This window comes from Nocardioides psychrotolerans, assembly GCF_943371775.1.
GTDB classification, from domain to species: Bacteria; Actinomycetota; Actinomycetes; order Propionibacteriales; family Nocardioidaceae; genus Nocardioides; species Nocardioides psychrotolerans_A.
This window is the reverse complement of sequence record NZ_CALRWD010000006.1, coordinates 57,740-81,281: the sequence shown is the minus strand read 5'-3', so window position 1 is coordinate 81,281 and position 23,542 is coordinate 57,740. Positions and strand designations below refer to the sequence as shown.

23 protein-coding genes and 1 pseudogene are annotated in these 23,542 nt (G+C 71.2%); 3 read left to right on the top strand and 21 right to left on the bottom strand.

Annotated elements, in window-relative coordinates; translation table 11 throughout:
• The 5 genes from AAG827_RS03455 to AAG827_RS03435 all read right to left on the bottom strand — a co-directional run bounded on the left by AAG827_RS03455 (position 1) and on the right by AAG827_RS03435 (position 4,937).
• Positions 1–1,728, bottom strand: a complete 1,728-nt coding sequence (locus AAG827_RS03455; RefSeq protein WP_341924407.1) for a hypothetical protein — start codon at positions 1,726–1,728, stop codon at positions 1–3.
• 26 nt (positions 1,729–1,754) lie between these two features.
• Positions 1,755–2,165 (bottom strand): TadE family protein, encoded by a 411-nt coding sequence (locus AAG827_RS03450; protein WP_341924406.1) that lies wholly within the window; start codon positions 2,163–2,165, stop codon positions 1,755–1,757.
• A gap of 148 nt (positions 2,166–2,313) precedes the next feature.
• The gene (locus tag AAG827_RS03445; protein ID WP_341924405.1) at positions 2,314–4,017 is read right to left on the bottom strand and encodes a pilus assembly protein TadG-related protein; all 1,704 of its coding nucleotides are present in this window, start codon (positions 4,015–4,017) and stop codon (positions 2,314–2,316) included.
• Positions 4,014–4,487 (bottom strand): TadE/TadG family type IV pilus assembly protein, encoded by a 474-nt coding sequence (locus AAG827_RS03440; RefSeq protein ID WP_341924404.1) that lies wholly within the window; start codon positions 4,485–4,487, stop codon positions 4,014–4,016. The genes AAG827_RS03445 and AAG827_RS03440 overlap by 4 nt, the downstream gene beginning before the upstream one ends.
• 141 nt (positions 4,488–4,628) lie before the next feature.
• Positions 4,629–4,937 carry a DUF2469 domain-containing protein gene (locus AAG827_RS03435; protein WP_341924403.1) on the bottom strand — a complete coding sequence of 103 codons (309 nt, stop codon included), beginning with the start codon at positions 4,935–4,937 and terminating at the stop codon, positions 4,629–4,631.
• 154 nt (positions 4,938–5,091) lie between these two features.
• On the opposite strand from AAG827_RS03435, the gene AAG827_RS03430 reads away from it, so the two are divergent.
• A complete protein-coding gene (locus AAG827_RS03430) occupies positions 5,092–5,787 on the top strand; it encodes a DUF2071 domain-containing protein (RefSeq protein WP_341924402.1) in 696 nt (231 codons plus the stop codon).
• On the opposite strand, the gene AAG827_RS03425 is transcribed toward AAG827_RS03430, so the two are convergent.
• The 8 genes and pseudogenes from AAG827_RS03425 to rpsP all read right to left on the bottom strand — a co-directional run bounded on the left by AAG827_RS03425 (position 5,770) and on the right by rpsP (position 10,499).
• The gene (locus AAG827_RS03425; RefSeq protein ID WP_341924400.1) at positions 5,770–6,438 is read right to left on the bottom strand and encodes a ribonuclease HII; all 669 of its coding nucleotides are present in this window, start codon (positions 6,436–6,438) and stop codon (positions 5,770–5,772) included. The two genes, AAG827_RS03430 and AAG827_RS03425, sit on opposite strands and share 18 nt — an antisense overlap.
• A gap of 6 nt (positions 6,439–6,444) precedes the next feature.
• Entirely contained in the window at positions 6,445–7,314 is an 870-nt protein-coding gene (gene lepB, locus AAG827_RS03420) for a signal peptidase I (protein ID WP_341924399.1), read from the bottom strand.
• 42 nt (positions 7,315–7,356) lie between these two features.
• Positions 7,357–7,707: a 50S ribosomal protein L19 gene (rplS, locus tag AAG827_RS03415; protein ID WP_341924398.1), complete on the bottom strand. Its 351-nt coding sequence runs from the start codon at positions 7,705–7,707 to the stop codon at positions 7,357–7,359.
• A gap of 197 nt (positions 7,708–7,904) precedes the next feature.
• Positions 7,905–8,225, bottom strand: coding sequence for a GNAT family N-acetyltransferase (locus AAG827_RS03410; protein WP_341924418.1), 321 nt, complete (start codon positions 8,223–8,225; stop codon positions 7,905–7,907).
• Between the two features lie 168 nt (positions 8,226–8,393).
• Positions 8,394–9,062 (bottom strand): annotated as a pseudogene (gene trmD / locus AAG827_RS03405) (tRNA (guanosine(37)-N1)-methyltransferase TrmD); the annotation flags it as partial.
• Positions 9,059–9,610 carry a ribosome maturation factor RimM gene (gene rimM / locus AAG827_RS03400; protein ID WP_341924397.1) on the bottom strand — a complete coding sequence of 184 codons (552 nt, stop codon included), beginning with the start codon at positions 9,608–9,610 and terminating at the stop codon, positions 9,059–9,061. The gene rimM and the pseudogene trmD, both read right to left, overlap by 4 nt.
• Before the next feature lie 104 nt (positions 9,611–9,714).
• Positions 9,715–9,957: an RNA-binding protein gene (locus AAG827_RS03395; protein ID WP_341924396.1), complete on the bottom strand. Its 243-nt coding sequence runs from the start codon at positions 9,955–9,957 to the stop codon at positions 9,715–9,717.
• Positions 9,958–9,962: 5 nt separating this feature from the next.
• The gene (gene rpsP, locus AAG827_RS03390; protein WP_341924394.1) at positions 9,963–10,499 is read right to left on the bottom strand and encodes a 30S ribosomal protein S16; all 537 of its coding nucleotides are present in this window, start codon (positions 10,497–10,499) and stop codon (positions 9,963–9,965) included.
• A gap of 181 nt (positions 10,500–10,680) precedes the next feature.
• Here rpsP and AAG827_RS03385 point away from each other — a divergent pair, with 181 nt between their 5' ends.
• Positions 10,681–11,271 (top strand): hypothetical protein, encoded by a 591-nt coding sequence (locus AAG827_RS03385; RefSeq protein ID WP_341924392.1) that lies wholly within the window; start codon positions 10,681–10,683, stop codon positions 11,269–11,271.
• Positions 11,272–11,285: 14 nt separating this feature from the next.
• Here the strand turns inward: AAG827_RS03385 and AAG827_RS03380 are convergent, their stop codons facing one another.
• The 8 genes from AAG827_RS03380 to AAG827_RS03345 all read right to left on the bottom strand — a co-directional run bounded on the left by AAG827_RS03380 (position 11,286) and on the right by AAG827_RS03345 (position 20,144).
• Positions 11,286–12,365 (bottom strand): amidohydrolase family protein, encoded by a 1,080-nt coding sequence (locus AAG827_RS03380; RefSeq protein WP_341924391.1) that lies wholly within the window; start codon positions 12,363–12,365, stop codon positions 11,286–11,288.
• Between the two features lie 42 nt (positions 12,366–12,407).
• Positions 12,408–12,779, bottom strand: a complete 372-nt coding sequence (locus AAG827_RS03375; protein WP_341924390.1) for an NYN domain-containing protein — start codon at positions 12,777–12,779, stop codon at positions 12,408–12,410.
• A 34-nt stretch (positions 12,780–12,813) separates the two neighbouring features.
• Positions 12,814–14,379, bottom strand: coding sequence for a signal recognition particle protein (gene ffh / locus AAG827_RS03370; RefSeq protein WP_341924389.1), 1,566 nt, complete (start codon positions 14,377–14,379; stop codon positions 12,814–12,816).
• 79 nt (positions 14,380–14,458) lie between these two features.
• Positions 14,459–16,684, bottom strand: coding sequence for a [protein-PII] uridylyltransferase (locus tag AAG827_RS03365; protein WP_341924388.1), 2,226 nt, complete (start codon positions 16,682–16,684; stop codon positions 14,459–14,461).
• A gap of 4 nt (positions 16,685–16,688) precedes the next feature.
• Positions 16,689–17,027, bottom strand: a complete 339-nt coding sequence (locus AAG827_RS03360; protein ID WP_309650421.1) for a P-II family nitrogen regulator — start codon at positions 17,025–17,027, stop codon at positions 16,689–16,691.
• Entirely contained in the window at positions 17,024–18,394 is a 1,371-nt protein-coding gene (locus AAG827_RS03355; RefSeq protein WP_341924387.1) for an ammonium transporter, read from the bottom strand. The genes AAG827_RS03360 and AAG827_RS03355 overlap by 4 nt, the downstream gene beginning before the upstream one ends.
• A gap of 104 nt (positions 18,395–18,498) precedes the next feature.
• Positions 18,499–18,837 (bottom strand): P-II family nitrogen regulator, encoded by a 339-nt coding sequence (locus tag AAG827_RS03350; protein WP_309650419.1) that lies wholly within the window; start codon positions 18,835–18,837, stop codon positions 18,499–18,501.
• On the bottom strand, positions 18,834–20,144 hold the full coding sequence (locus AAG827_RS03345) for an ammonium transporter (RefSeq protein ID WP_341924386.1): 1,311 nt from the start codon (positions 20,142–20,144) through the stop codon (positions 18,834–18,836). The genes AAG827_RS03350 and AAG827_RS03345 overlap by 4 nt, the downstream gene beginning before the upstream one ends.
• 247 nt (positions 20,145–20,391) lie before the next feature.
• Here AAG827_RS03345 and AAG827_RS03340 point away from each other — a divergent pair, with 247 nt between their 5' ends.
• The gene (locus AAG827_RS03340; RefSeq protein WP_341924385.1) at positions 20,392–23,517 is read left to right on the top strand and encodes a glycosyltransferase; all 3,126 of its coding nucleotides are present in this window, start codon (positions 20,392–20,394) and stop codon (positions 23,515–23,517) included.
• Positions 23,518–23,542 lie beyond the last annotated feature (25 nt).

Sequence of the window (23,542 nt, the reverse complement as noted above, 5' to 3'; positions counted from 1 at the left end):
TCAGTGGCGCAGCACGGGCACGTTGCACACCGCCTGCACGGCGTAGACGTCGGCACCCCCGACGCGGATCCCGAAGAGCGTGGCGACCGGGTTCACGAGCATGTTGTCGAGGTTGTAGGCGAAGGGACGAAGGGTCTTCTCGACGAATCCGTCCGGACCTGCCACCGCGGCCTGGAGCGCCTGGGTGATGGTGGACGTGAGCGAGGTGAGGGAGAGCCCCAGGGTCAGCAGGTCGAGGGCGCTGACCGAGAACACGAGGTCCTTGACTGTCACGGTGGGCACGGCGCTGGTCAGGAGGTTGGGATCGCCGCCCGTCTCGACGGGCACCGTGTCGTTGGGAGGCATCTTCAAGTTGGCAGTGCTGGCCGGGGCACCCGTCGGCGCCGCCATCGTGATGTCCGCCTTGGCAGTGATGTTCACGTTGCTCAGGATGCCGATCTTGAGCTTCCCGGAGAGCTCGATGGTCGCGCGGAGGGAGTAGTCCACGGCTCCCGACGTGACGTCGACGCTGAACGTGTGGGGGTCCGCAAGGGTGCCGGCACCGCAGTGCACCTTCGGCGTGGCGCTCAGGCGGCCCGTGGCGTTGCCCAGGCTGACCGTGATGCCGCCCTCCGCCTTGGCCGTCTGGAGCGTCCCGTCGAGCAACGCCGTGGTGATGTTGATGCTCGGGGTGTTCAGGAACTTGACCGTCGCGTCGGTCCGGACCTGGCTCGTCTCGGCGACGGAGGTGGCGCTGCCGGGCGCACCGCACGCGAGCTGCGGCCCCTGCTGCACGTAGAGGTAGCCGTCGACGTCCCCTACCCCTGGCACACCGGCTTGGATGTTGGGGATCTCGATCGCGTGCTCCCCGTTGGCCACCATCAGGGTCCCGGCCAGGATGTCGAGCACGCTGAAGTTGGTCTTCAGGGCGGCAGCGTCCGTCGGCGAGATGCTGAGTGCGTCGCCCACACGGACGATGGGGGTGGCGGATGCGAGGGCAAGGAAGGACGAGAGCGCCTGCACAGCCGCCGTGTTGCCGCCGGGTTCCTTCTTCAGGGCATCGATCGTCGCGTTGACCAGGTTGGCATAGCCGACGGAGCCGGTCAGGAGCTGGTCGGCGCTGCCGATCCGGGGATCGGCAGCGAGCTGCGCCAGGGTCAGGTCGGCTGCCGCGATCTGCTGATAGCTCAACACGCTCAGGTTGAGGTCGAGGAAGTCGTTGAGCTGGCTCAGGACCGCGGAGTCACCGGACCGGACGGCAGCGACGTAGGACCCCAAGCGGTAGCACGCGGTGGACGACGCCTCTGCCACGGCACTGCGGCTCGCGGCCCCGGACCCCGGGGCGAAAGCGAAGTCCACGGAGCCCTGCGCATCGATGAGGACACCGTCCGGGATGCCCCCGTCAGCCACCTCCTCCACGGCACCTGACGGCAGCTTCCTGGGAACCTGCTCCCCGTTGGTCCCAGTGACGACGTAGACCAACGTGGCTGTCACGGACGTGACGCTGCCCAACGAGGTCGAGTTGCGGGCCACGCTGGCGGCCACGGTCGCCTGGAGCGACGGCTCCGTGAGGGATCCCGCCCGGATCTCACCGGCCTTCCGGCCGTCGAGGAGGCGGGCGGCGTCGAGCGCGACGACGTCGGCAAGCGCCTGCATGTCGCTGCGTACGACGCGCTGCATGCCCAGGTCGACGGCGAAGGCAGCAACGGCGACGAGCACCGCGACGGCCGCGGCGGTCAGGACCGCCACTCCTCCCTGCTCGTCACGCCGACGCATCAGCTGACCTCGGAGACGGCCGTGTAGCTGATGGTCTCCGGCATCACGAGACCCAGCCCCAGGAAGACGGGCTTGCTCGGGTCGGCCTTGTAGCGGTGCGTCACCGTCACCGAGACGCAGGTGCACGTCGTGGGGAAGGTCACAGTGCAGGTCAGGTAGGTGGTCCCGCAGCTCACGCCGACGGCGGCCCCCACCGCCGATGTGGCCAGGGCCTGACGGTTGGCGGAGATCGGAGCGACGGCGGCGGCCCGGGCACCCTCCGCGGCCGCCTGGCTCAGCGACTGCCGGAAGCTCAGCATGTAGCCGTAGGTGATGATGCCCATCAGCAGCAGCATGAGCAGCGGCGCTACCAGGGCGAACTCGAGGGCTGCGGCACCGCGCTCGCGGCGAGGGTCGCGACGTCGAGACATCGGCTCCGACACGTCCTTGCTCTCCCTTAGGTGGCCCCCACGATCTACCCCGCTTCCCACGGTAGGTCCGACCAGCCCCCCTGGCCCGCACTCCTGTGGAGGTTGAGCAGGGATGACTAGGAGAAATGGCCGATCGGTGGAGCGTGGATCAGCCGCGCAGGGCCGGCTCGGCGCAGAGCGGGCGCGGGAGCCCGAAGACGTCGGCGCTGCCGAGCCTGACCCCCAACGCGTCGATCAGAGGCAGGACCAGGGCGGAGTTGAGCTGCGTCGTGAGGGACGAGGTGATCGTCATCGCTGCGTTGACGACGGTCGCGAGCGAGCCACCCAGGGGCAAGGGGATCCCGAGCAGGGTGGCGGTGACCGTCGTGCCCCCCGGGCTCAGGGAGACCGCGCCGGGCGCCAGGCCCACGCCGGCCGAGCCTGCAGGATGGGCGGTCGCGTAGGAGGGCAGCGTCGGGAACTCCATGGCGACGGTCGTCCCCGCGGCGGACGAGGTCGCGTTGAGCGTCGCCGGGATCCGGATGTCGAGCCCCACCAGCACCAGTCCCCCCAGGAGCCCGAGCGGCAGCTGCATCTGGGCACCCAGCCGGATGGACAGGCTGCCGGTGATGGTGACCAGCCCGGGCGTCGCCAGGACCGACATGGAGTCGGGGTCCGCGACGTCAGGAGTGCCGCAGTCCGCGGCCGTCAGCACCCCCGTGGCGCTGGCGGCGGTCACCTTGAGGTCGGTGATCGTGACGCTCGTGGAGCTGACCGTGAGCCCGACACCGGAGACGCCGGGGAGGGAGGCGATCGTCCCGTCGAGGTCGGTCGACACCTGCTGGGTCGTCGCGGTGGCCGACTGCACCCGCCCGCACCCGGCCTGCGCGGCCTGCCCCACACGCACGCTGCCGGTGAGCGAGACCAACGGAAGCGAGATCCCGAGCGTCGGCACCTCGACGAACGACTGGCCGTCGGACACCGTGGCGGAGCCGTAGAGCAGGTCGAGGGCGTTGAACGACGCAGCAGCGGCTGCGCCGTTGCCCTGGTCGAGGTTGACCAGGTCGCCGAGGTCGACCTCGGCCACGGGCCCCACGGCGAGGGCGAACGCCTCGAACAGGTCGGCCTGGGCCGTGTCGCCCTGGTTGGTCAGCACCACGGCGGCAGCGTCGTAGAAGTCTGCGAGGTTCACGTCGGTGGACAGGAGCTCGTCGACCGTGCCGGCGCCGAGGGACGGGACACCCACGAGGTCGAGCAACGACAGTGAAGCGTTCGCCAGGCCTTGGTAGCCGGCCAACGTCAAGCTGACGGGGGTCCCGAGCGCCTCCCCGAGGATCGCGTTGAGCAGCAGCGAGCGCTTGGTGTCGAGCCCGACGCCCACGGCGCCGAGCTTGAAGCAGGCGCCCGAGTCGGTGTTGGCCACAGCGGTGCGGACCGCGCCCCCGCTGCCGGGGACGAACGCGAAGCCCACACTGGTGGCCGCGGTGACGCGCAGCGCGGTCGGCACCACCGCGGGCGCGACAGAGGCGGTGAAGGCTCCGGCAGGGCTGAGGGTGCCGAGCTCGACGCTGAGCTGTGGGACGTCACCGACGTTGCACACCTGGCGGTTGCTCGCCGGGCCGCAGAGCTTGTTGCGCACCAGGCTGGCTTGCGCCAGGCCCGGCATCAGCGGGGTGAGGTCAGCGATCGTCCGCTGGCCGTCCAGCTCACGCACCAGGTCGAGGGCGACCACGTCGGCCAGGGACTGCATGTCCCGCCGCGCCACTCGCTGCATGCCCAGGTCGACCGCGAAGGCTGCGATCACGACGAGGACCATCGAGATCACGCCGACGATGACCGCGACGGCGCCACGCTCGTCGCGGCTCCTGGTCAACTGACCCTCGCCTGCGCCGAGTACGTGAGCACCGACGGCATCACGTAGCCCACGCCGGGGAACGACGGGACGATCGGGTGGTCGCGGTAGTCGTAGGAGAGCGTCACCGTCACGCACTCGACGCCGGTGGCGGCAGGGGTGCAGGGACCGGGAGCCGTGACCGTGCACGTGCCGACCGTGACTGCCCCCTTGCGCAGTGAGCCACCGACACAGGTGGCGCCGAAGCTGTCGAGCGCACCGTCGATGGCGTCGTAGCCGGCATCCTGCTTGTCGGTCTCGACGAACGTCACGGCCGCCGCTCGAGCGCCCTCGGCGGCCGCCTGGCTGAGCGTCTGGCGGAAGCTGAGCATCACGCCGTAGCTGATGATGCCGAAGAGCAGGAGCAGCAGGAGGGGAACGACGAGGGCGAACTCGACGGCTGAGGCGCCGTCGTCGGAGCGGCGCCGCAGGCGCATCCCTCGACCGACCATGTCTCCCACCCCCCGCGAGGACAACGGGGAGGACCCCATGCCTTCCCCAGATCAGGGTAGAGCGTCAGGGGGTGGACCTACCCAGGGTTCCAGGATTTCCCGATCTCGGCAGGTGGATGCCCCGGGAGGTATCTGCCCAGGTCAGGGCTTCGGAGGGTCGATCTCGGACTGGTTGAGCTCCTCGACGTTGACGTCCTTGAAGGTCAGGACCTTGACGTTCTTGGCGAAGCGCGCAGGGCGGTACATGTCCCAGACCCAGGCGTCGCTCATCGACACCTCGAAGAAGACGTCGCCGGCCTCGGTGCGGGCCTTCACGTCGACCTGGTTGCACAGGTAGAAGCGACGGTCGGTCTCGACGACGTACTTGAAGATGCCGACGACGTCGCGGTACTCGCGGTAGAGGGTGAGCTCCTGCTCGGTCTCGTACTTCTCGAGCTCCTCGGCGCTCATCAGGTCTCCTGCGGGTCGTCGGGGCGTCGGTGCCGGACGGGCGTTCCCACGGCACTGGCATCGTAGACGTGTGAGGGTCACTGAAGGCGGCGCGGCACGAGGGACACCCCGACCGATCGTGGGCCAGGGGCCGCCACTGCCGTCACGGCAGATCATGAGTCAGTGGTGGCGCGACATCAGCTTCCTGCACTGGCGCGTCGACCCCGACCTCCTGGCGCCCCAGCTGCCCGACGGCGTCCGCCCCGACCTGTACGACGGCAGCGGCTGGGTCGGGCTCATCCCGTTCCGCATGGTCGGTGCCGGGGTCGGCCACGGGCCGGCCGTGCCCTGGCTCGGGACGTTCCTCGAGACCAACGTGCGCTACTACACGATCGACGACGCCGGCCGCCGTGGCGTGGTCTTCGCGTCGCTGGAGGCCGAGCGGCTGGCCGTGGTCGCGGGGGCCAACGCCTCCTTCGGGGTGCCCTACCAGTGGGCGCGGATGTCGTGCAGTCCCCCGGCCATGCCGGCGGACCCCGAGGGGCTCCGGATGACCTACGACAGCCGTCGTCGCAGCCTGGCGCGCCCGCACAGCCACCTCGAGGTCGAGGTCGGTGCCCCCTTGGACGAGCCGGCCGGGCTCGAGCTGTTCCTCACCGCGCGCTTCGGGCTGCACACGCGTCGCTTCGGCCGCAGCTGGTGGATCCCCAACACCCACGCCCCGTGGCCGCTGCGCCATGCCCGGGCCCTGCGCGTGGACGACCAGCTGGTGACAGCCGCCGGTCTCCCGGGGGTCACCGACCGCGCGCCCGACTCGGTGCTGTTCTCCTCGGGTGTGCAGACGGTCTTCGGGCTACCGCAACGGCTCTGACAACCCGGCCGCACGTCGTACGTTGACGAAGCGCATGCGGTGCACCGGCGACGGGCCGTGCTCGGTCAGCGCCGCGGTGTGCGTCTCGGTGATGTAGCCCTTGTGCGTCTTGAAGTCGTACGCCGGCCACTCGCCGTCGAGGTCCGTCATCAGGCGGTCACGGGTCACCTTGGCGAGGACCGAGGCGGCCGCGATGCACGCGGCGACCCGGTCACCCTTCCAGACCGCGAGCCCGGGGACCCCGAGCCCGTCGACGGGGAAGCCGTCGGTCAGGACGTAGGCCGGCGGCACGTCGAGCAGCGCGACGGCTCGCCGCAGCGCCTCGATGTTGGCGACGTGCATCCCGAGCCGATCGCACTCGTCGTGCTCCACGACGACCACCGCCCACGACGAGGCGCGCCGGACGATCTGCTCGTAGCAGCGCTCCCGGGCCTTCTCGGTGAGCAGCTTGGAGTCGGCCAGCCCCGGGATGATCCCCGCCTTGCCGGGAGGCAGGATCGCGGCTCCCGCGACCAGAGGGCCCGCACAGGCACCCCGCCCGGCCTCGTCGACCCCCGCGATCGGCTCGATGCCGTGGCGGCGCAGCGCGCGCTCGTAGCCGTAGAGCCCGGCGTCGCGACGCACGGTGAGACCTCGGGGCAGGTCACTCACGAGCGCTCAGTCTGCGGCGGGGGCTGCAGCGGGCTCGGGCACGTCCGCGAACGTCTCGGGCCGGTCGAGCCAGTCGAAGCGGTCGCGCGGCCAGACCAGCACGAAGACCTTGCCGACCACGAGGTCGGTGGACACGTAGGGACTGTCGGTGCAGTCGGTCTCCGCCTCGGTGCACAGGTGCACGGTCGAGTCGGCCGAGTGGGCGCGGTTGTCGCCCATCACGAAGATGTGGCCCTCGGGCACGGGGCCGGCGGTCCAGTCGCAGTTGCCCGTCATCGGGCCCTTGCACTTGATGCCGACCTCGGCGGGGACGTAGTCGTCCTCCTCGAGCGGCTCGCCGTTGACCAGGATCCGCCCCTCCTCGTCGCAGCACTCGATGACGTCGCCCTCGACCCCGATGACGCGCTTCACCAGGTGGCCGCCGGTCGGGTAGAGCCCGATCTTGGCCAGCGCGCTCGTGAAGGCGTTGGTGGGGCCGGTGTCCTCGGCGGCGCCGAGCCAGCCACCCGGGTCCTCGAAGACGACGACGTCGCCGCGCGAGGGCGAGCCGCCGAACCAGTAGGACGGCTTCTGCACCAGGATCCGGTCGTTCTTGACCAGGCCCGGCTCCATGGACTCCGACGGGATGTAGAAGGCCTGGACGAACAGCGCCTTGATGAGGATCGCGAGCACCAGGGCGACGCCGAGCAGCAGGATCGTCTCCTGCCAGATCGGCAGGTTCTTGCGCTTGCGCTTCGGCTTCTTGCCATCGCCGGCTGCCTCGGTGGGCTCGGAGACGACAGTGCGCGCGACCCCTGACTCGTCAGCGGCGGCCGGGTCGGAATCACCCTCCGGAGAGGGGTCGACGGGCTCGTTGCCGCGGGAGTCGGGGGTCACGCGCAGAGTCTAGGCAAGCGTCGTTCGAGAAGAGCCGGAGGCTCAGAACTCGCGACGCTCCTTGATCTTGGCAGCCTTGCCGCGCAGGTTGCGCAGGTAGTAGAGCTTGGCGCGACGCACGTCACCGCGGGTGACGACCTCGACCATCTCGAAGATCGGGGAGTGCAGCGGGAAGGTGCGCTCGACGCCGACGCCGAAGGAGACCTTGCGGACGGTGAAGGTGCGGCCGATGCCGGCGCCGTGGATGCGGATGACGACACCCTGGAAGATCTGGACGCGGGCACGGTTGCCCTCGACGACCTTCACGTGGACCTTGATGGTGTCACCGGCGCGGAAGGCCGGGACGTCGTCGCGCTTGGCGGCGTTGCCGAGCTCGGCAATGAGGTTGGTCATGATTTCTCCTCGCGAGTGCCACAGGTCAGGCGCGGTATCGGATGGGTTCTGCGGTGTGGACCAGACGTGTGGCCGGCGGCGCGAGGCTCCCCCTGTGGCAGGAACCTGACGCAGACCCTCCGGGTGTGCTTCGGAGCGGACCTTCGGCCGACTGGACCGGGGGTCGAGTTTGCCACACCGCCGGGTCCCGGCCGAAATCAGCGTCTCGGCTTGGTCAGCACCACCGCGAGGGGCGGGGACGGCAGGTCGGGACGCAGCCGGAAGCCGGCCTTCTTGTACATCCGCAGGTTGTCGACGCTGCGCTCCCCCGTGAACAGCGCGTACGACGTCGCGGCGCTCGGCGCGATCGCCTGCACGTGCTCCAGCAGGTGCCGCCCGAGCCCGCGACCCTGGAGGTCGGGGGCGACCATGATCCGCCCGATGTCCCACACCGCCCCGTCGAGCCGCCCGCGCGCAGCACCCACCAGCCGACCGTGGGAGCGCACGACCACGGTGGTCCAGTCCGCGAGTCCGGCCACCACGTCGTCGAGGGACTCGTGCAGGGCCGGGATCCCGGCGACGCTGTCGTTGGCGATCGCCTCCTGCAGCCAACAGGCGCGCTGCAGGGTGAGCAGCTCCCCCGCGTCGCCGCGCGTCGCGGGCACGACCTCCCACCCGCCGTCGCCGGCCACCGCGTCGGGTCGGAGCAGGTCCGGCCGGCGCTCCGTCGTACGACGCTCGGCCTGGTCGTGGCGCCAGCGGGCGATGCGCGCGTGGTCACCCGAGAGGAGCACGTCGGGCACGTCCAGGCCGCGCCAGCTCGCGGGCTTGGTGAAGACGGGGTACTCCAGCAGGCCGTCCTCGTGCGACTCCTCGACGAGGGACTCGGCGTTGCCCATGAAGCCGGGCAGAAGGCGGACGACGGCCTCGGTGATCGCCAGCGCGGCGACCTCTCCCCCGTTGAGCACGTAGTCGCCGATGGAGACCTCACGCACCTCGGCGCGGGCCGCCGCGTGCTCGAGCACCCGCTGGTCGATGCCTTCGTAGCGACCGCACGCGAAGACCAGCCGCTCGCGCGTCGCGAGGTCGCGGGCCAGCGCCTGGCTGAACGGCTCTCCCGACGGCGTGGTGAACACGATCGTGGCACCGTCGAGGTCGAGCTCGTCGAAGGCGACGCCCCAGGGCTCGGGCTTCATCACCATGCCGGCGCCGCCGCCGTAGGGCGTGTCGTCGACGGTGTGGTGGCGGTCGGTGGCCCAGGAGCGCAGGTCGTGGACGTGGACGTCGATCAAGCCCTTGTCGCGGGCCTTGCCGGGCAGCGAGAGCGCCAGCGGGGCGAAGTAGTCGGGGAAGATCGTGAGGTAGTCGAGCCTCACGACTCGTCGTCCTCGAGGGGGGTCACCAGTCCCGGCCGGTCGGCGACCACGATGCGCCCGCCGGCGACGTCGACCTCGGGCACCAGCGCCTTCACGAAGGGCACCAGCCCGTCGCGGCCGTCGGGGGTGCGCACGGTCAGCAGGTCCTGGGCACCGCCGTGGGCGACGGCGCTGACCGTCCCGAGCTCGCGCCCCTCGAGGTCGAAGGCGGTGAGACCGATCAGCTGGTGGTCGTAGTACTCGTCGGGGTCCTCGGGCGTCTCGTCGGCGTCGACGTTGGCGCGCAGCAGGACACCCCGGGCGGTCTCGGCGGCCGTGCGGTCGGCCAGCTCCTCGAAGGTCACCAGCAGCGTCTGCTGGTGCCACCGGGCCCGGGTGACGGTCAGCGTGCGGTGCGGGAAGGCCGAGCCCTTCGGGGGCTGCACGTCGAGGACGGCGCCCGGGGCGAAGCGCCGGTCCGGCTCGTCGCTGCGCAGGTCGAGGGTGACCTCGCCGCGGATGCCGTGGGGCTTGCCGATCCGTCCGACCACGAGCTCGATCTGCTGCACGGCCTCAGGGTAGGGCCAGCGGACCGTGGGGAGGAAAAGCAGACCGGGCGCCCTCCCGCAGGAGGACGCCCGGTCCGTGGAGCGTGGTGCTGTGTGCGTCGCCGTCAGCGGCGGCGGTCCACGTCGACGAAGTCGATGCGGGCGCCGTTCTTGCCCGCGAGCGCACCGATCACGGTGCGGAACGCGGACGCCGTGCGGCCGCCGCGACCGATCACCTTGCCGAGGTCGTCGGGGTGGACCCGGACCTCGAGGATCGAGCCGCGGCGCAGCTGCTTGTCTCGAACGACGACGTCATCGGGGTTGTCGACGACACCACGGACGAGGTGCTCGAGAGCATCGGCGAGCATCGGGCTCAGGCCTTCGACTCGTCGCCCTCGGTGGCCTCGGCCTCAGCCGCCACCTCCGGGGTCTCGTCGGCGGGGGCCGCGGGGGCCTCCTCGGCGGGAGCCTCAGCAGCGGGGGCCTCGGCAGCAGCCTCGGGCTCCTCGGCCTTGGCGGCCTTCTTCTTCTCGGTCTTCTTGGTCACGGCGTCGCCCTTGGGCTCGCTCGCCGCTTCCTTGAGAGCCTCGTTGAAGATCTCCTGCTTGTCGCGCTTGGGCTCGGCGACCTTGAGGGTGCCCTCGGTGCCGTCGATGCCCTTGTGCTTCTGCCAGTCGCCGGTGATCTTGAGGATCTTGGCGACGGCCTCGGTCGGCTGCGCGCCGACTCCGAGCCAGTAGACCGCCCGGTCGGACACGACGCTGATGTAGCTCGGGTCCTCCTTGGGGTGGTACTTGCCGATCTCCTCGATGACCTTGCCGTCGCGCTTCTTGCGCGAGTCGACGATGACGATGCGGTACTGCGGCACCCGGACCTTGCCCAGGCGCTTCAAACGGATCTTGACGGCCACGGTTGTGGTGTCTCCTTGAGTTCAGTGGTGGGTGAAGGAATCGGGGTCCGGGTGGGGAACACGCGGGCCGGTCCTTCGATGGGCTCTGCGACGGCCGGGTGAGAGGGTCCGCCCGCGCAGGACTCAGCCGGTGATTGTGCCAGAGTCGCGCGAGGTCTGATAAATCGGGCAGGGTGGGTGGATGACCCAGCCCCCGCAACCACCCTATGGCGGTCAGCAGCCCTACGTCGCTCCCCCGCCTCCGCCGCGACGCCGCCGGCCGAGCGGGTGGTGGTTCGCGCTCGGGGGCGCGATGGTCGTGGGCGCGATCGTGGCGTTCATCGGGCTGCTCGTGTGGACGCTGACGGGCTTCATGGACGTCGACGCCCGCATCACCGCCGACGACACGCCCCAGAGCGTCGTCGTCGACACCGAGTCGGACGTGCTGCTGTGGGCCGACCCGAGCGCTCCCGACCTCGACTGCGTGGTGGTCGACACCTCGACGGGGTCGGAGGTGCGTGGTCGCTCCCCCGGCGGCTCGTTCACCCGCAGCCTCGACGGACGCGAGTGGGAGGGCGTCGCCCGCTACGACGCCGGCTCCGGGCGACTCGAGGTCACCTGCCCCGCCGCCCTCGGCGAGGTCGAGGTCGGACCGGCGCCGGCCATCGGCAGCTTCGTCGGCGGCATCTTCGCCACCATCCTGGTCCCGCTCGTCCTCGGCGGGCTCGGCCTGGTGGTCCTGATCGTCACCGGCGTGCTCTTCGCCACCGGTCGCCCGCGCCGCGAGGCATAAGCCCTACGCCGGGGTCAGGCGACGACCCGACCCCGCAGGACCACGCACCGCGGCTCGAGCAGCGCGGTGAGGTCGCCGAGCGGGTCGCGGTCGTAGACCACGAAGTCGGCCGAGGCGCCCTCGACGAGGTTGTCGAAGCCCAGCCACTCACGTCCTCGCCAGGAGGCGGCGCCGAGGGCGTACGACGCCGGCAGGCCGAGCCCGGCCATCGCGATGACCTCCCCGGCCAGGTTGCCGTGGCGAGCGACACCGCCGCCGTCGGACCCGGCGTAGAGGCTGACGCCGGCCTCGTAGGCCGCCATGATCGTGTCGCGACGACGCGCGAAGAGGTCGGTCATGGTCGCGGCGTAGTCGGGGAACTTCTCCGCCCCTGCCTCGGCGTAGTCGGGGAACTTGTCCAGCTGCATCACGGTCGGCACCAGCGCGACGCCGCGCTCGGCCATCGTCTCGACCAGGTCGACGCTGAGCCCGGTGCCGTGCTCGATGCAGTCGATGCCGGCCTCGAGCAGCCCCGGCAGGACGTCGCGACCGAAGCAGTGGGCCGTCACCTTCGCGCCGTGCTCGTGCGCCGCCGCGATCGCCTCGGCGAAGGCCGCGGCCGGGAACGACGGCGCCAGGTCGCCCTCATCGCGCGAGATCCAGTCGCCGACGAGCTTGACCCAGCCGTCACCACGCTGCGCCTCTCGTACGACGTGCGCGGTGAGGTCCTCGGGCTCCACCTCGTGCGCGTAGTGGCGGATGTAGCGACGTGTGCGGGCGATGTGGCGACCGGCCCGGACCAGCCGCGGCAGGTCGTCGCGCTCGTGGATCCACGCGGTCTCGGCCGCGGAGCCGCAGTCGCGGATCAGCAGCGCGCCGGCGTCGCGGTCGAGGATGGCCTGCCCCTCGGTCGCCTCGTCGTCGACGGCACCGTGGTCGTCGAGCCCGAGGTGGCAGTGGGCGTCGACCAGGCCCGGGACGATCCAGCCCTCGGCCTCGGTCTCGGCGCCGGCGACCGGCTCGTAGGTGACCCGCCCCTCGACGACGTAGAGGTCACGCGCCTCGCCGTCGGGCAGGACGGGACCACGGAAGCGCAGGGCTGTCGGAGCACTCATGGGGCGACGCTATCTGCTCGCTCGCGTCGCGCCCGGGAGGAGTCAGTCCAGGTGGTCCAGGAGCCACGTCGGGGTCATGATCATCGCGCCCCACCGCTCGACACGACCCATCAGGATCCGGTCGGCGGTCACCACGAAGACCCGGTGTCCGGCCTCGGAGGCCGCCTTGGCCTCCGCCACGATCGTGTCGTCGCCGTTGCCCTTGGCGTGCACGGTGCGCACGTGCGCGTCCTTGCCGGGGCGCACCCCGCCTTTGGCCGCGCCCTCCAGCACCAGCACGACCCGGTCCTGCGGCACGTCGGCCACCATCAGCTGCAGGTGCAGCCGCGTCGCCGCACCCGCGCGGTCCTTCCACCAGCCGTCGGGCCGGGCGCCGACCACGTTGGCGCCGTCGACGACGAGGACCGTGCCCATGTCTGATCCGACTCCCCGCTGTGCGTCCGGCAGCCTATTTCAGGAACTTCGAGAAGTCCTTGGGCAGGTTGAGGTTGGCGGCGGCCGCCTCGTAGTCGATGTCTTCCTTGGGCGTGCCGAAGGGGTTGGCGGCGGCAGCGGCGGCCTTCTCCTTGGCTGCGGCAGCCTCCTGGGCGGCCTTGGCCGGGTTGCCGGACTTCTTGGCGCCCTTGCCCTTCTTGGCCACGGCCTTCGGCTTGCCGCGCTTGCCGGCACCGGGCATCCCGGGCATGCCCGGCATGCCGGGCATCCCGCCGCCACGCGCCATCTGCATCATCATCTTGCGGGCCTCGAAGAACCGGTCGACGAGCTGGTTGACGTCGGAGACCATGCGTCCCGAGCCCTTGGCGATGCGGGCGCGGCGCGAGCCGTCGATCATCTTGGGGTTGGCGCGCTCGGCCGGCGTCATCGACTGGATGATCGCCTGGATCCGGTCGATCTCACGCTCGTCGAAGTTCTCCAGCTGCTCACGGAACTGGCCCATCCCGGGCAGCATCCCCATGATCTTGGACATCGAGCCGAGCTTGCGGACCTGCTGCATCTGCTCGAGGAAGTCGTCGAGGGTGAACTCGCCGCCCTGGCCGCTGAGCTTGGCGGCCGCCTTCATGGCCTGCTCCTGGTCGAAGGTCTTCTCGGCCTGCTCGATCAGGGTCATCATGTCGCCCATGTCGAGGATGCGCGACGCCATGCGGTCGGGGTGGAAGAGGTCGAAGTCGGTCAGCTTCTCGCCGTTGGAGGCGAACATGACCGGGCGACCGGTGATCGAGGCGATCGACAGGGCCGCACCACCGCGGGCGTCACCGTCGAGCTTGGTGAGCACGACGCCGTCGTAGCCGACGCCGTCGAGGAAGGCCTGGGCCGTGACGACGGCGTCCTGACCGATCATCGCGTCGACGACGAAGAGCACCTCGTCGGGGTTGACCGCGTCACGGATGTCGGAGGCCTGCTGCATCAGCTCGGCGTCCACGCCGAGACGACCGGCGGTGTCGACGATCACGACGTCGTAGAGCTTGCGCTTGGCCTCCTCGATCGACGCCCGGGCGACGGAGACCGGGTCGCCGACGCCGTTGCCGGCCTCGGGGGCGAAGACGGGGACGCCGACACGCTCGCCGTTGACCTGGAGCTGCTTGACCGCGTTGGGACGCTGGAGGTCGCACGCCACGAGGACCGGGGACTTGCCCTGCTCCTTGAGCCACAGCGCGAGCTTGGCCGCCAGGGTCGTCTTGCCGGCGCCCTGGAGGCCGGCGAGCATGATGACGGTCGGGCCGGACTTGGCGTAGCGCAGCCGGCGCGTCTCGCCGCCGAGGATGGAGACGAGCTCCTCGTTGACGATCTTGATGATCTGCTGGGCCGGGTTGAGCGCCCCGCTGACCTCCTCGCCACGTGCCCGGTCCTTGACCGCGCCGACGAACTCCTTGACGACGGGCAGCGCCACGTCGGCCTCGAGCAGCGCGATGCGGATCTCGCGCGCGGTGGCGTCGATGTCGGCTTCGGAGAGCCGGCCCTTGCCGCGCAGGTTCTTGAAGGTGTCGGCGAGCCGGTCGGAAAGGGTGGCAAACACGGAAGTGACGTCCTAGGGCAGGCGATTCGATGGGTCTGGTGGCGGGCACCAGCCTAACGCCGGGGCCTCGGCCGGCTGGTCACGCGGTCGCGGCTGGGCCCGTCAGCGCCTCGCGCACGGCGTGCGCCGCCTCGGCGGCCCGCGTCTCCGAGAGCACCCCGGCCGAGGGCTCCTGGAGGTAGAACACGTCCACCGCCTGCGGCCCGAGGGTGTCGAGGTGCGCCGAGCGGACCGCCACGTCGAGCCGGGCCAGGGCCGCGCAGACGAGGTAGACGACTCCCGGCCGGTCGGCGGTGCGCACCTCGAGGACGGTGGCCAGGTCGCTGGCCTCGGGTCGTACGACGACCGTGGGCGCGAGCTCGGCGCCTGCCGCGGGGCGCAGCCGGTGCGACGCGTCGAGCCGGCCGTCGACGATCGCGTCGTACTTCTGTCGCAGGATCGCGGGGTCCAGGTCCTCGGCGGCGACCTCCCAGACCGACACGCCGTAGTCACCCTGCGCCCAGACGCGCGCGGCTCGCACCGCGGTGCGCTGAAGGGCGAACATCGCAGCGAAGTCGGCGAGCAGTCCCACGCGGTCGACGGCGATCGTGGTCACGCGCGAGCCGTGCTCGACCGGCTCGACGGAGATGTGGACGCTGTCGGCGCGCAGGTCGCCCGGGATCGGGACGTCGTCGCTCTGGATCGGCGGCAGGGCCGCGCCGGTGCCGAGGGCGGCGTGCGCGCGCCGGGCCAGGTCGAGGATGAGGCCGGAGCGCCACGAGGACCAGGCCTTGGGCGAGGTGGCCTTGGCGTCGGCCTCGGTGAGGGCGCCCAGCAGGGAGACCGCCTCGACCGTCCTCAGCCGCGACGTCACCAGCTCGACGGTCGCAGGGTCGTCGGGGTCGCGTGTCGTCGCGGTCTCGGCGAGGAGCAGGTGCCAGCGGACGAGCAGCGCGATCAGCTCGACGCACTCGGGCGCGAAGCCCATCCGGGTCGCGATGGCGCGTGCGATCGGCTCCCCCGCCACGCTGTGCTCGGTCAGCCCGCCCTTGCCGATGTCGTGGAGCAGCGCGCTGACCATCAGCACGTCGGGTCGCGCCACGCCCCGGATCAGCGACGATGCCTCGATCGCGGTCTCGATGACGTGGCGGTCGACGGTGAAGCGGTGGATGACCGACGCGTGCGGGAGCAGGCGCACCCGCTCCCACTCGGGCAGGAAGCCGCTCAGGGCACCGGTCTCCTCGAGCGTCTCCCACACGCCCAGCAGGCTGCGCCCGGAGGCCAGGAGCCGCACCAGGAGCTGGCGTGCCTCGGCCGGCCAAGGGTCCGGCAACGGCGAGCACTCCCGCACCAGTCGCGCCGCCGTCGCCGGCGCCAGCACCGCGTCGCGCTCGGCGGCCGCCACGGCAGCGCGCAGGAGCAGGACGGGGTCGTCGGCCGGGCGCGCCTTCTTGTCCAGCACGATCTCGCCCGAGGAGAGGGCGACGCCGGCAGCCACGGGCTCCAGCGAGGGGCGGCGCGCCCCGACGGCCGCGGGACGCGCGAGCACGGCGTCGACGCGACGCCAGGCGAGGCGTGAGAGGTGGGTGAGCCGGCGACCGAGCTCACGCACGTGCACCTGGGCGGCGCGCTCGTCGGGCAGGCCGAGGCCCTGCGCCAGGTCGGCCCACATCTCGGGAGTGATCCGCTCGGTCGCCCGCCCGGCCGTGCCGTGCACGACGTCGCGCACGTCGAGCAGCGCGAGGCGGCAGCGCTCGAGGTCGGCGTGGGGCACGTCGACCAGCCAGGTCGCCACCATGCCCCGCAGGACCGTGGCATCGCGCAGCCCGCCCTCGGACTCCTTGAGGTCCGGCACCGACAGGTGCGCCAGCTCACCGATCAGGTCGTGGCGGGAGCGGACCATCTCGCGCAGGGCCGGGAGGCGCTCCTTGGCGCCCTTGCGCCAGTTGGCGAGCATCGTCGTGCGTAGTCGCAGGGTGAGGTTGGGGTCGCCCGCGAGGTGGCGCAGGTCGAGCAGCCCGGAGGCGACGCGCAGGTCGGCCTCGGCTGCGGTCAGCATCTCCGGCAGCGTGCGCACGGAGTGGTCGATCTTGGAGCCGGAGTCCCACAGGGGATACCAGATCTTGTGGGCCAGCTCCCCCAGGTCGACGCCCTCGTCGGAGACCAGGACGACGTCGAGGTCGGAGTGGGGGGCCAGCTCGCTGCGGCCGTAGCCCCCCACCGCCACCAGGGCGGCACCGACGTCTGGACCACCGCAGGCGGCGTAGGCCCGGGCGCACAGGGCGTCGGCCTCCGCGGTGCGGGCGGCCCGTTCGGGTGCCGTCATCGGCTCAGATCGCCGCGTCGTCCCGGTCGCCGGTGCGCACGCGCAGGACGGAGTCGAGGGGCGCGACCCACACCTTGCCGTCGCCGATGCGGCCGGTGCTGGCGCTGGTCTGGATCGCGCCGACGATCGCCTCGACGTCCTCGTCGCTGACGACGACCTCGAGCCGGATCTTCGGCACGAGCGCGATGTCGTACTCAGCACCGCGGTAGACCTCGGTGTGACCCTTCTGCCGGCCGTAGCCGCTGACCTCGCTGACGGTCATGCCGGTGACCCCGACCGACTCCAGGGCGACGCGGACGTCCTCCCACTTGTGCGGCTTGATGACGGCGGTGACGAGCTTCATCGTTCTTCCTCCTTCGAGGCGGTGGAACCGCCCAGGACTCCCGAGCCCGAGCGGGCACCGGCGGTGGCGTGCAGGTCGTAGGCGGTCTCGGCGTGGACCACGAGGTCGATGCCGCTGAGCTCGTGCTCCTCGTCGATGCGGAATCCCATGGCCTTGTCGACGACGAGTCCGATGATGCCCGAGACCACGAAGGCGTAGGCGAACACCGCGCCGCCGCCCAGCAACTGCCTGCCCAGCTGGTCGAGACCGCCGCCGTAGAACAGCCCGTCCACCCCGGTCGGCGCGGCCGCCGTGGCAAGCAGCCCGATGCCGAACGTGCCGACCAGCCCGCCGACCAGGTGGACGCCGACGACGTCGAGCGAGTCGTCGTAGCCGAAGCGGTACTTCAGGCCGACCGCCAGGGCACAGACGACCCCGGCGACCGCGCCCATCACGATCGCGCCGACCGGTGAGACCGACGCACAGGACGGCGTGATCGCGACGAGCCCGGAAACCAGGCCTGAGGCCGCGCCGAGAGAGGTCGCGTGGCCGTCGCGCAGCCGCTCGACCCCGAGCCAGCCCAGCGCGCCGGCCGCGCCGGCGAGGAGCGTGGTGGTGAAGACGACCGCGGCCGTCTGGTTGGCCCCGAGCGCGGAGCCGGCGTTGAAGCCGAACCAGCCGAACCACAGCAGGCCGGCGCCGAGCATGACCAGGGTGAGGTTGTGCGGCCGCATCGGGTCCTTGCCGAAGCCGATCCGTCGACCCAGCACCAGGGCGAGCGCGAGCCCCGAGGCGCCGGAGGTGATCTCCACGGCGGTGCCGCCTGCGAAGTCGATGACCCCGAGGTTGTTGGCCATCCAGCCCCCCACGTGGTCACCGGCGGAGAAGTCGAAGATCCAGTGGGCGATCGGCGCGTAGACGACGAGCGTCCAGACCGCGACGAAGGCCATCCACGCTCCGAAGCGCGCGCGGTCGGCGATCGCCCCGGAGACGAGGGCCCCGGTGATGACGCAGAAGAGGCCCTGGAAGACGGCGAAGAGGATCAACGGGACCCCGGAGTCGCCGTTGCTGTCCTCGGACATCAGCTGCGAGAGGCCGGCGTACTGCGTGGGGTCACCCACCAGGCCGAGCCCGAGGTCGTCACCGAAGGCGATGGAGTAGCCGACGAGGACCCAGAGGATGGTGATGACGGCCAGCGAGCCGAAGGTCATCATCATCATGTTGAGGACGCTCTTGGAGCGGACCATGCCGCCGTAGAAGAGCGCGAGGCCCGGGGCCATGAGCAGGACCAGCGCGCTGGCCGCGAGCAGCCAGGCCGTGTCGCCGGAGTCGAGCCCGGCCGGATCCGCCACCAGGGGCGCGAGGTCGAGGAGTGAAGGTGCTGTCACGGACGACCACCCTCCAAGCGATTTGTTTCAGACATGTAAACGACCCGGCTGTCTCACGACAGCCGGGTCGTCCACCCTGCGGTGCTGCGGGTCGAGCGGACCGCTCAGAGAGCGGCTTCGTCCTTGTCGCCGGTGCGGACGCGGATCACGGTCTCGATGGGGCTGACCCACACCTTGCCGTCCCCGATGCGCCCGGTCTGGGCGGTCTTGACGACGATGCCGACGATGTCGGCGGCGTCGTCGTCGTCCACGACGATCTCGATGCGGATCTTGGGCACGAGCGCGATGTCGTACTCAGCACCGCGGTAGACCTCGGTGTGACCCTTCTGGCGGCCGTAGCCGCTGACCTCGGAGACCGTCATGCCGGTCACCCCGAAGGTCTCGAGCGCCTCGCGGACGTCTTCCCACTTGTGCGGCTTGATGACCGCGGTCACGAGCTTCATGCCTTGTGTCCTTCCGAGGGAGCCATGCTGGCCGCGAGGACGCCGGTCTTGCCGCCACCGCCGCTCATGCTGGTGTGCAGGTCGTAGGCCGACTCACCGTGCTCGGTGAGGTCGATGCCCTCGGCCTCGTCCTCCTCGGTGATCCGGAGGCCGAGCGTGTACTTGATGGCCAGGGCGATGATCGCGGTGACCACGCCGGAGTAGGCGACCGCGACGAGGACACCGAGCGCCTGGTCACCCAGGGAGCCGGCACCGCCGCCGTAGAGGAGGCCGTCGATGCCACCCGCGCCGTCGGACGTCGAGAAGACACCGATCAGCAGGGTGCCGATGATGCCGCCGACCAGGTGGACGCCGACGACGTCGAGCGAGTCGTCGTAGCCGAGCTTGTACTTGAGGCTGACGGCCCAGGCGCAGACGGCACCGGCGATGAAGCCGATCGCGACCGCGCCCTCGATGTCGACCGCACCGGTGGCCGGCGTGATGGCGACGAGGCCCGCGACGATGCCGGAGGCCGCACCCAGCGAGGTGGCCTTGCCGTGCATCAGCTTCTCGATGAGGAGCCAGCCGAGGATGGCGGCCATCGTGGCCAAGGTGGTGGTGGTGAAGGTGCGACCCGTCTCGGAGAAGAACTGCGCCATGTTGGCCTCGTCGGTGTCACCGGTGAAGACGATCGAGCCGACGTTGAAGCCGTACCAGCCGAACCACAGGAGGCCGGCGCCGAGCATGGTGAGCGTCAGGTTGTGCGGACGCATCTGGTCCTTCGGCCAGCCCATGCGCTTGCCCAGGAGGATCACGAGCACGAGGGCCGCGACACCGGCGTTGATGTGGACGGCCGTGCCGCCGGCGTAGTCCTGCGCACCGATGCGGCCGCAGATGAGCGAGTCGTCGGTGCAGCTGAAGACCATGTGGGCCATCGGGAAGTAGCACAGGACCGCCCACAGCGGGACGAAGAGGATCCAGGCGGAGAACTTCATCCGGTCGGCCACCGCACCGCTGATGAGGGCGGCGGTGATGATCGCGAAGGTCATCTGGAACATCACGAAGATGTAGCTGTCCGTCGGGACGTCCTTGAGCCAGATCAGCGTGGTCGGGTCGGCGAAGAACGTGCCCTCGCCACCGAAGCCCATCGACCAACCGACCGCGACGTAGAGGATGCCGACGATCGCCGCAGCGACGTAGGACATCATCATCATGTTGAGCACTGACTTAGAGCGAGACATGCCGCCGTAGAACAGCGCCAGGGCGGGCACCGTCATCATCAGGACCAGGGCCGTCGCCACCAGCATGAAGGCGTAATAGCCGTCCACAGAACCTCCAGGGGAATCACTGTCCGGGGGCGTGGCCGGCACACGACTGCGTTGTCGTGGCGAGGTCCCCGCCTCATTGCCCTGAACCTTCACGGCCGGAGGTTTCACGGTCCGCGCGCCTTTGTTGCGGTGATGAAACGAGTCCCGGGCGTGCGTAACTTCCGTGTTACGGACCGGGCGTGTCCCGATTGAGGTGCGGGCGGGACGGGCACGCCTGCGCCTCGTCGCAGCGCCCTAGGGTGTCGGCGTGAAGTTCTCCAGGAGGCAGCCCGACCCGGCTCCGTCCGCGACCGAGGAGCCCGTGGCGGCATCAGCCGGCCCGGCCGCTCCGGCCGCTCCGGCCGCTCCGGCCCAGCGCCTCGTCGAGGCCGGGATCGTGGACCGCGACTTCTGCTCGGCGCAGGCCGGGGTCGCGTTCGACTCCGACCTCGCGGCCGCGCGGGCGTGCGTGAGCGCTGCCGGCGCCTGGTCACCCCACCCCCTTCTCGACCTCGGCTCGCTCCCCCCGTGGTTGCGCGCCAAGCTCGAGGAGGGCACGTTCGTGCCGCTGCTGCGCTACCTCACCCGCGCCGGCAGCACCGACCGGTTGAGCCCGCTCTTCGACGCGTCGGCCGTGCCCGGAACCGCCGAGCAGAAGGCGGCGCACCCCGGCGGCACCCTCGGGCTCTTCCTGTCGACCGCCGGTCCCGACACGGAGCTGCCGGGTGGCCGCGGCCTGACGTGGAGCGTCGCGCGCGGGCTCCTGCTGGAGCACGTACGGCTGGTGCGGGCCCAGCAGGAGCTGCGGGGTCCTCGCACCACCGAGACCTGGGACGCCGACGCCGAGACGGCGTGGCGCGCCCGCTGGCAGGACGCACCCCTCCCCGACGGCGACGGACCGCTCGTGAGCGTCGTGATGCCGGTGCGCAACCGCGCCGGCGTTGTCGAGGTCGCGCTCGCCTCGCTGGCGGCGCAGACCCTGCAGCGCTGGGAGCTGGTCGTCGTCGACGACGGCTCCACCGACGACACGGTCGCGGTGCTGGAGACGTGGGCCGCCCGCGACCCCCGCATCCGGGTGGTCCAGCAGGAGTGGGGCGGTGTCTGCGCGGCCCGCAACACCGCGCTCGCCGCCGCCCGCTCGCCGTACGTCGCCTTCCTGGACAGCGACAACACGTGGCGCCCCGACTTCCTGCGCCTCGCGGTGGGGACGATGCACGGGCAGGGCCTGCGGGCGGCGTACGCCGGCATGGTGCTGCGCGACGCCGACGACCCCGAGCGGGTGGTGCACCGCGCCTTCCGCGGCTCGCGTGACGCGCTGATGGTCGTCAACCACGTGGACCTCAACGTGCTCGTGGTCGAGCGGGACCTGGCGCTGGAGGTGGGCGGCTTCGACGTCGCGCTGCGGCGCTGGGTCGACCATGACTTCGCGCTCAAGCTGGCCGAGCAGGTGGAGCTGGAGCTGCTGCCGTTCCTCGCGGTCGACTACGACGACTCGCGCGAGGTGAGCGACCGGATCACGACGAGCGAGTCCGACGCGTGGCAGTACGTCGTGCTCGGGCAGCACTGGGTCGACTGGACCGCGACGGAGCGCGACGTGCCTGCCCGCGTGGCCGGTCGGGTGTCGGTGCTCATCCCCACGTGGAACGACTCCGCGATGACCCTGCGCGCCGTCGAGACCGTGCTGCGCAACACCCCCGGGGTGGACGTCGAGGTGGTCGTGGTCGACAACGGCTCGCGCTCCGACGTGGCGATGACCCTGGGCGCCGGGCTGCTCGGCGACCCGCGCCTGCGGCTCGTGCGACTCCCCCGCAACCTCAACTTCGCGATCGGCTGCAACGTCGGCTTCGCACGCTCGACCGGTGAGCACGTGCTCTTCCTCAACAACGACACCGAGCCGCGCCCCGGCTGGTGGGAGCCGCTGGTCGCGCACCTCGCCGACGAGCGCGTGCTCGGCGTGCAGCCCCTGCTGCTCTACCCCGACGACACGATCCAGACCGCGGGCACCGTCTTCCCGGTCGACCACGCCATCCCGTGCCACTACCTCGTCGGGCACCCGATGGAGGACGCAGCGAAGATCAGCGATCCCCGCTTCACCGCCGTCACGGCGGCCGCGCTGCTGATGCGGGCGAGCGACGTGGCCCGGCTGCGCGGCTTCGACACGATCTTCGTCAACGGCGCCGAGGACGTCGACCTGTGCCTGCGGGCGGGCGAGCTGCGCGAGGGCCACTTCGTGGTCGAGACGGCCTCCCGCGTCACGCACCACGAGGGCAAGACCGCCGGTCGCATGACGCAGGTCATGGAGAACCGGGTGCACCTCCTGGGCCGCTGGCGCGGTCGGCTGCCGCTGGCGGACCGGCAGCGCTGGACCGAGGCCGGCTTCGCGATCGCGCACGTCGGCGGCGAGGACGTGCCGCTCCCCCGCCCCAAGCCGCTCATCGTGCGCCCGCCCGCTCCTCCGCTGCCCGACGGCTCACCCGCCCTGCGGTGGGCGCTCAAGATCGCCGCCCCCGGTGGCGAGAAGGGCGACCTGTGGGGTGACGTGCACTTCGCCCGGTCGATGGCTCGCGCCCTGTCCGCCCGCGGTCAGGACCCCGTGCTCTTCCGCCACGGTGCCCACCACGTCGCCGCCACGCGCATGGACGACGTCGTCCTCGGCATCCGCGGCCTCGACCCGATCCGACCCATCCCCGGCAAGGTCAACGCGGTCTGGGTCATCAGTCACCCCGACGACGTGAGCGCCGAGGAGCTGCTCGACTTCGAGCTCGTCTATGCCGCATCTGCCTCGTGGGCGGCGCTCATGTCGGAGCGGACCGGGCGACCGGTCCGGCCGCTGCTCCAGGCCACCGACCTCGCCCTGCGTCCCGCTGCCTCCGTGCCGCTGGGCGACGGATCACGGCCGCTCTTCGTCGGCAACACCCACGCCCGCCGTCCGCGCCAGATCGTGCTCGACGCCGTGGCCACCGGCGTCCCGGTCGAGGTGCACGGGCCTGGCTGGGACGGAGTGCTTCCCGACGGTCACCTGCGCTCGTCGTACGTCGCCAACGACGCGCTGATGACCCTCTACCGCACCCACGGGCTGGTGCTCGCCGACCACTGGGGCGACATGGCCACCCACGGCTTCCTGGCCAACCGGCTCTTCGACGCCGTCGCGGCCGGTGCGCGGGTGGTCTGCGACGACGTGCCGGGGGTCGAGGAGCTCGAGGGCGCCGTCCAGGTCTACCGGACGCCCGAGGAACTGGCGTTCCTCTGCTCGCCCGAGGGCCGCTCGCGCTGGCCGTCGGACGACGCGCTGGCCGCGATCTCCGACCGGGTCGCCGCCGCCCACTCGTTCGACGCCCGCGCTGCTCAGGTGCTCAGCGACGCCTCCACGATCTGGACGTCCCGCCAGGCCTGACCCGCCGCCCCCCGAGTCGGCGCGA

What these genes read in the sequence shown, in the direction of transcription:
- rplS (WP_341924398.1), bottom strand. Translation starts at nt 7,707, where the DNA reads ATGACCAACCTCATTGCCGAGCTCGGCAACGCCGCCAAGCGCGACGAC.
- AAG827_RS03430 (WP_341924402.1), top strand. Translation starts at nt 5,092, where the DNA reads ATGAGTCAGTGGTGGCGCGACATCAGCTTCCTGCACTGGCGCGTCGAC.
- AAG827_RS03435 (WP_341924403.1), bottom strand. Translation starts at nt 4,937, where the DNA reads ATGAGCGCCGAGGAGCTCGAGAAGTACGAGACCGAGCAGGAGCTCACC.
- AAG827_RS03450 (WP_341924406.1), bottom strand. Translation starts at nt 2,165, where the DNA reads ATGTCTCGACGTCGCGACCCTCGCCGCGAGCGCGGTGCCGCAGCCCTC.
- AAG827_RS03365 (WP_341924388.1), bottom strand. Translation starts at nt 16,684, where the DNA reads ATGACGGCACCCGAACGGGCCGCCCGCACCGCGGAGGCCGACGCCCTG.
- AAG827_RS03380 (WP_341924391.1), bottom strand. Translation starts at nt 12,365, where the DNA reads ATGAGTGCTCCGACAGCCCTGCGCTTCCGTGGTCCCGTCCTGCCCGAC.
- AAG827_RS03385 (WP_341924392.1), top strand. Translation starts at nt 10,681, where the DNA reads ATGACCCAGCCCCCGCAACCACCCTATGGCGGTCAGCAGCCCTACGTC.
- AAG827_RS03375 (WP_341924390.1), bottom strand. Translation starts at nt 12,779, where the DNA reads ATGGGCACGGTCCTCGTCGTCGACGGCGCCAACGTGGTCGGCGCCCGG.
- AAG827_RS03440 (WP_341924404.1), bottom strand. Translation starts at nt 4,487, where the DNA reads ATGGTCGGTCGAGGGATGCGCCTGCGGCGCCGCTCCGACGACGGCGCC.
- AAG827_RS03350 (WP_309650419.1), bottom strand. Translation starts at nt 18,837, where the DNA reads ATGAAGCTCGTGACCGCGGTCATCAAGCCGCACAAGTGGGAAGACGTC.
- AAG827_RS03395 (WP_341924396.1), bottom strand. Translation starts at nt 9,957, where the DNA reads ATGCTCGCCGATGCTCTCGAGCACCTCGTCCGTGGTGTCGTCGACAAC.
- AAG827_RS03360 (WP_309650421.1), bottom strand. Translation starts at nt 17,027, where the DNA reads ATGAAGCTCGTCACCGCCGTCATCAAGCCGCACAAGTGGGAGGACGTC.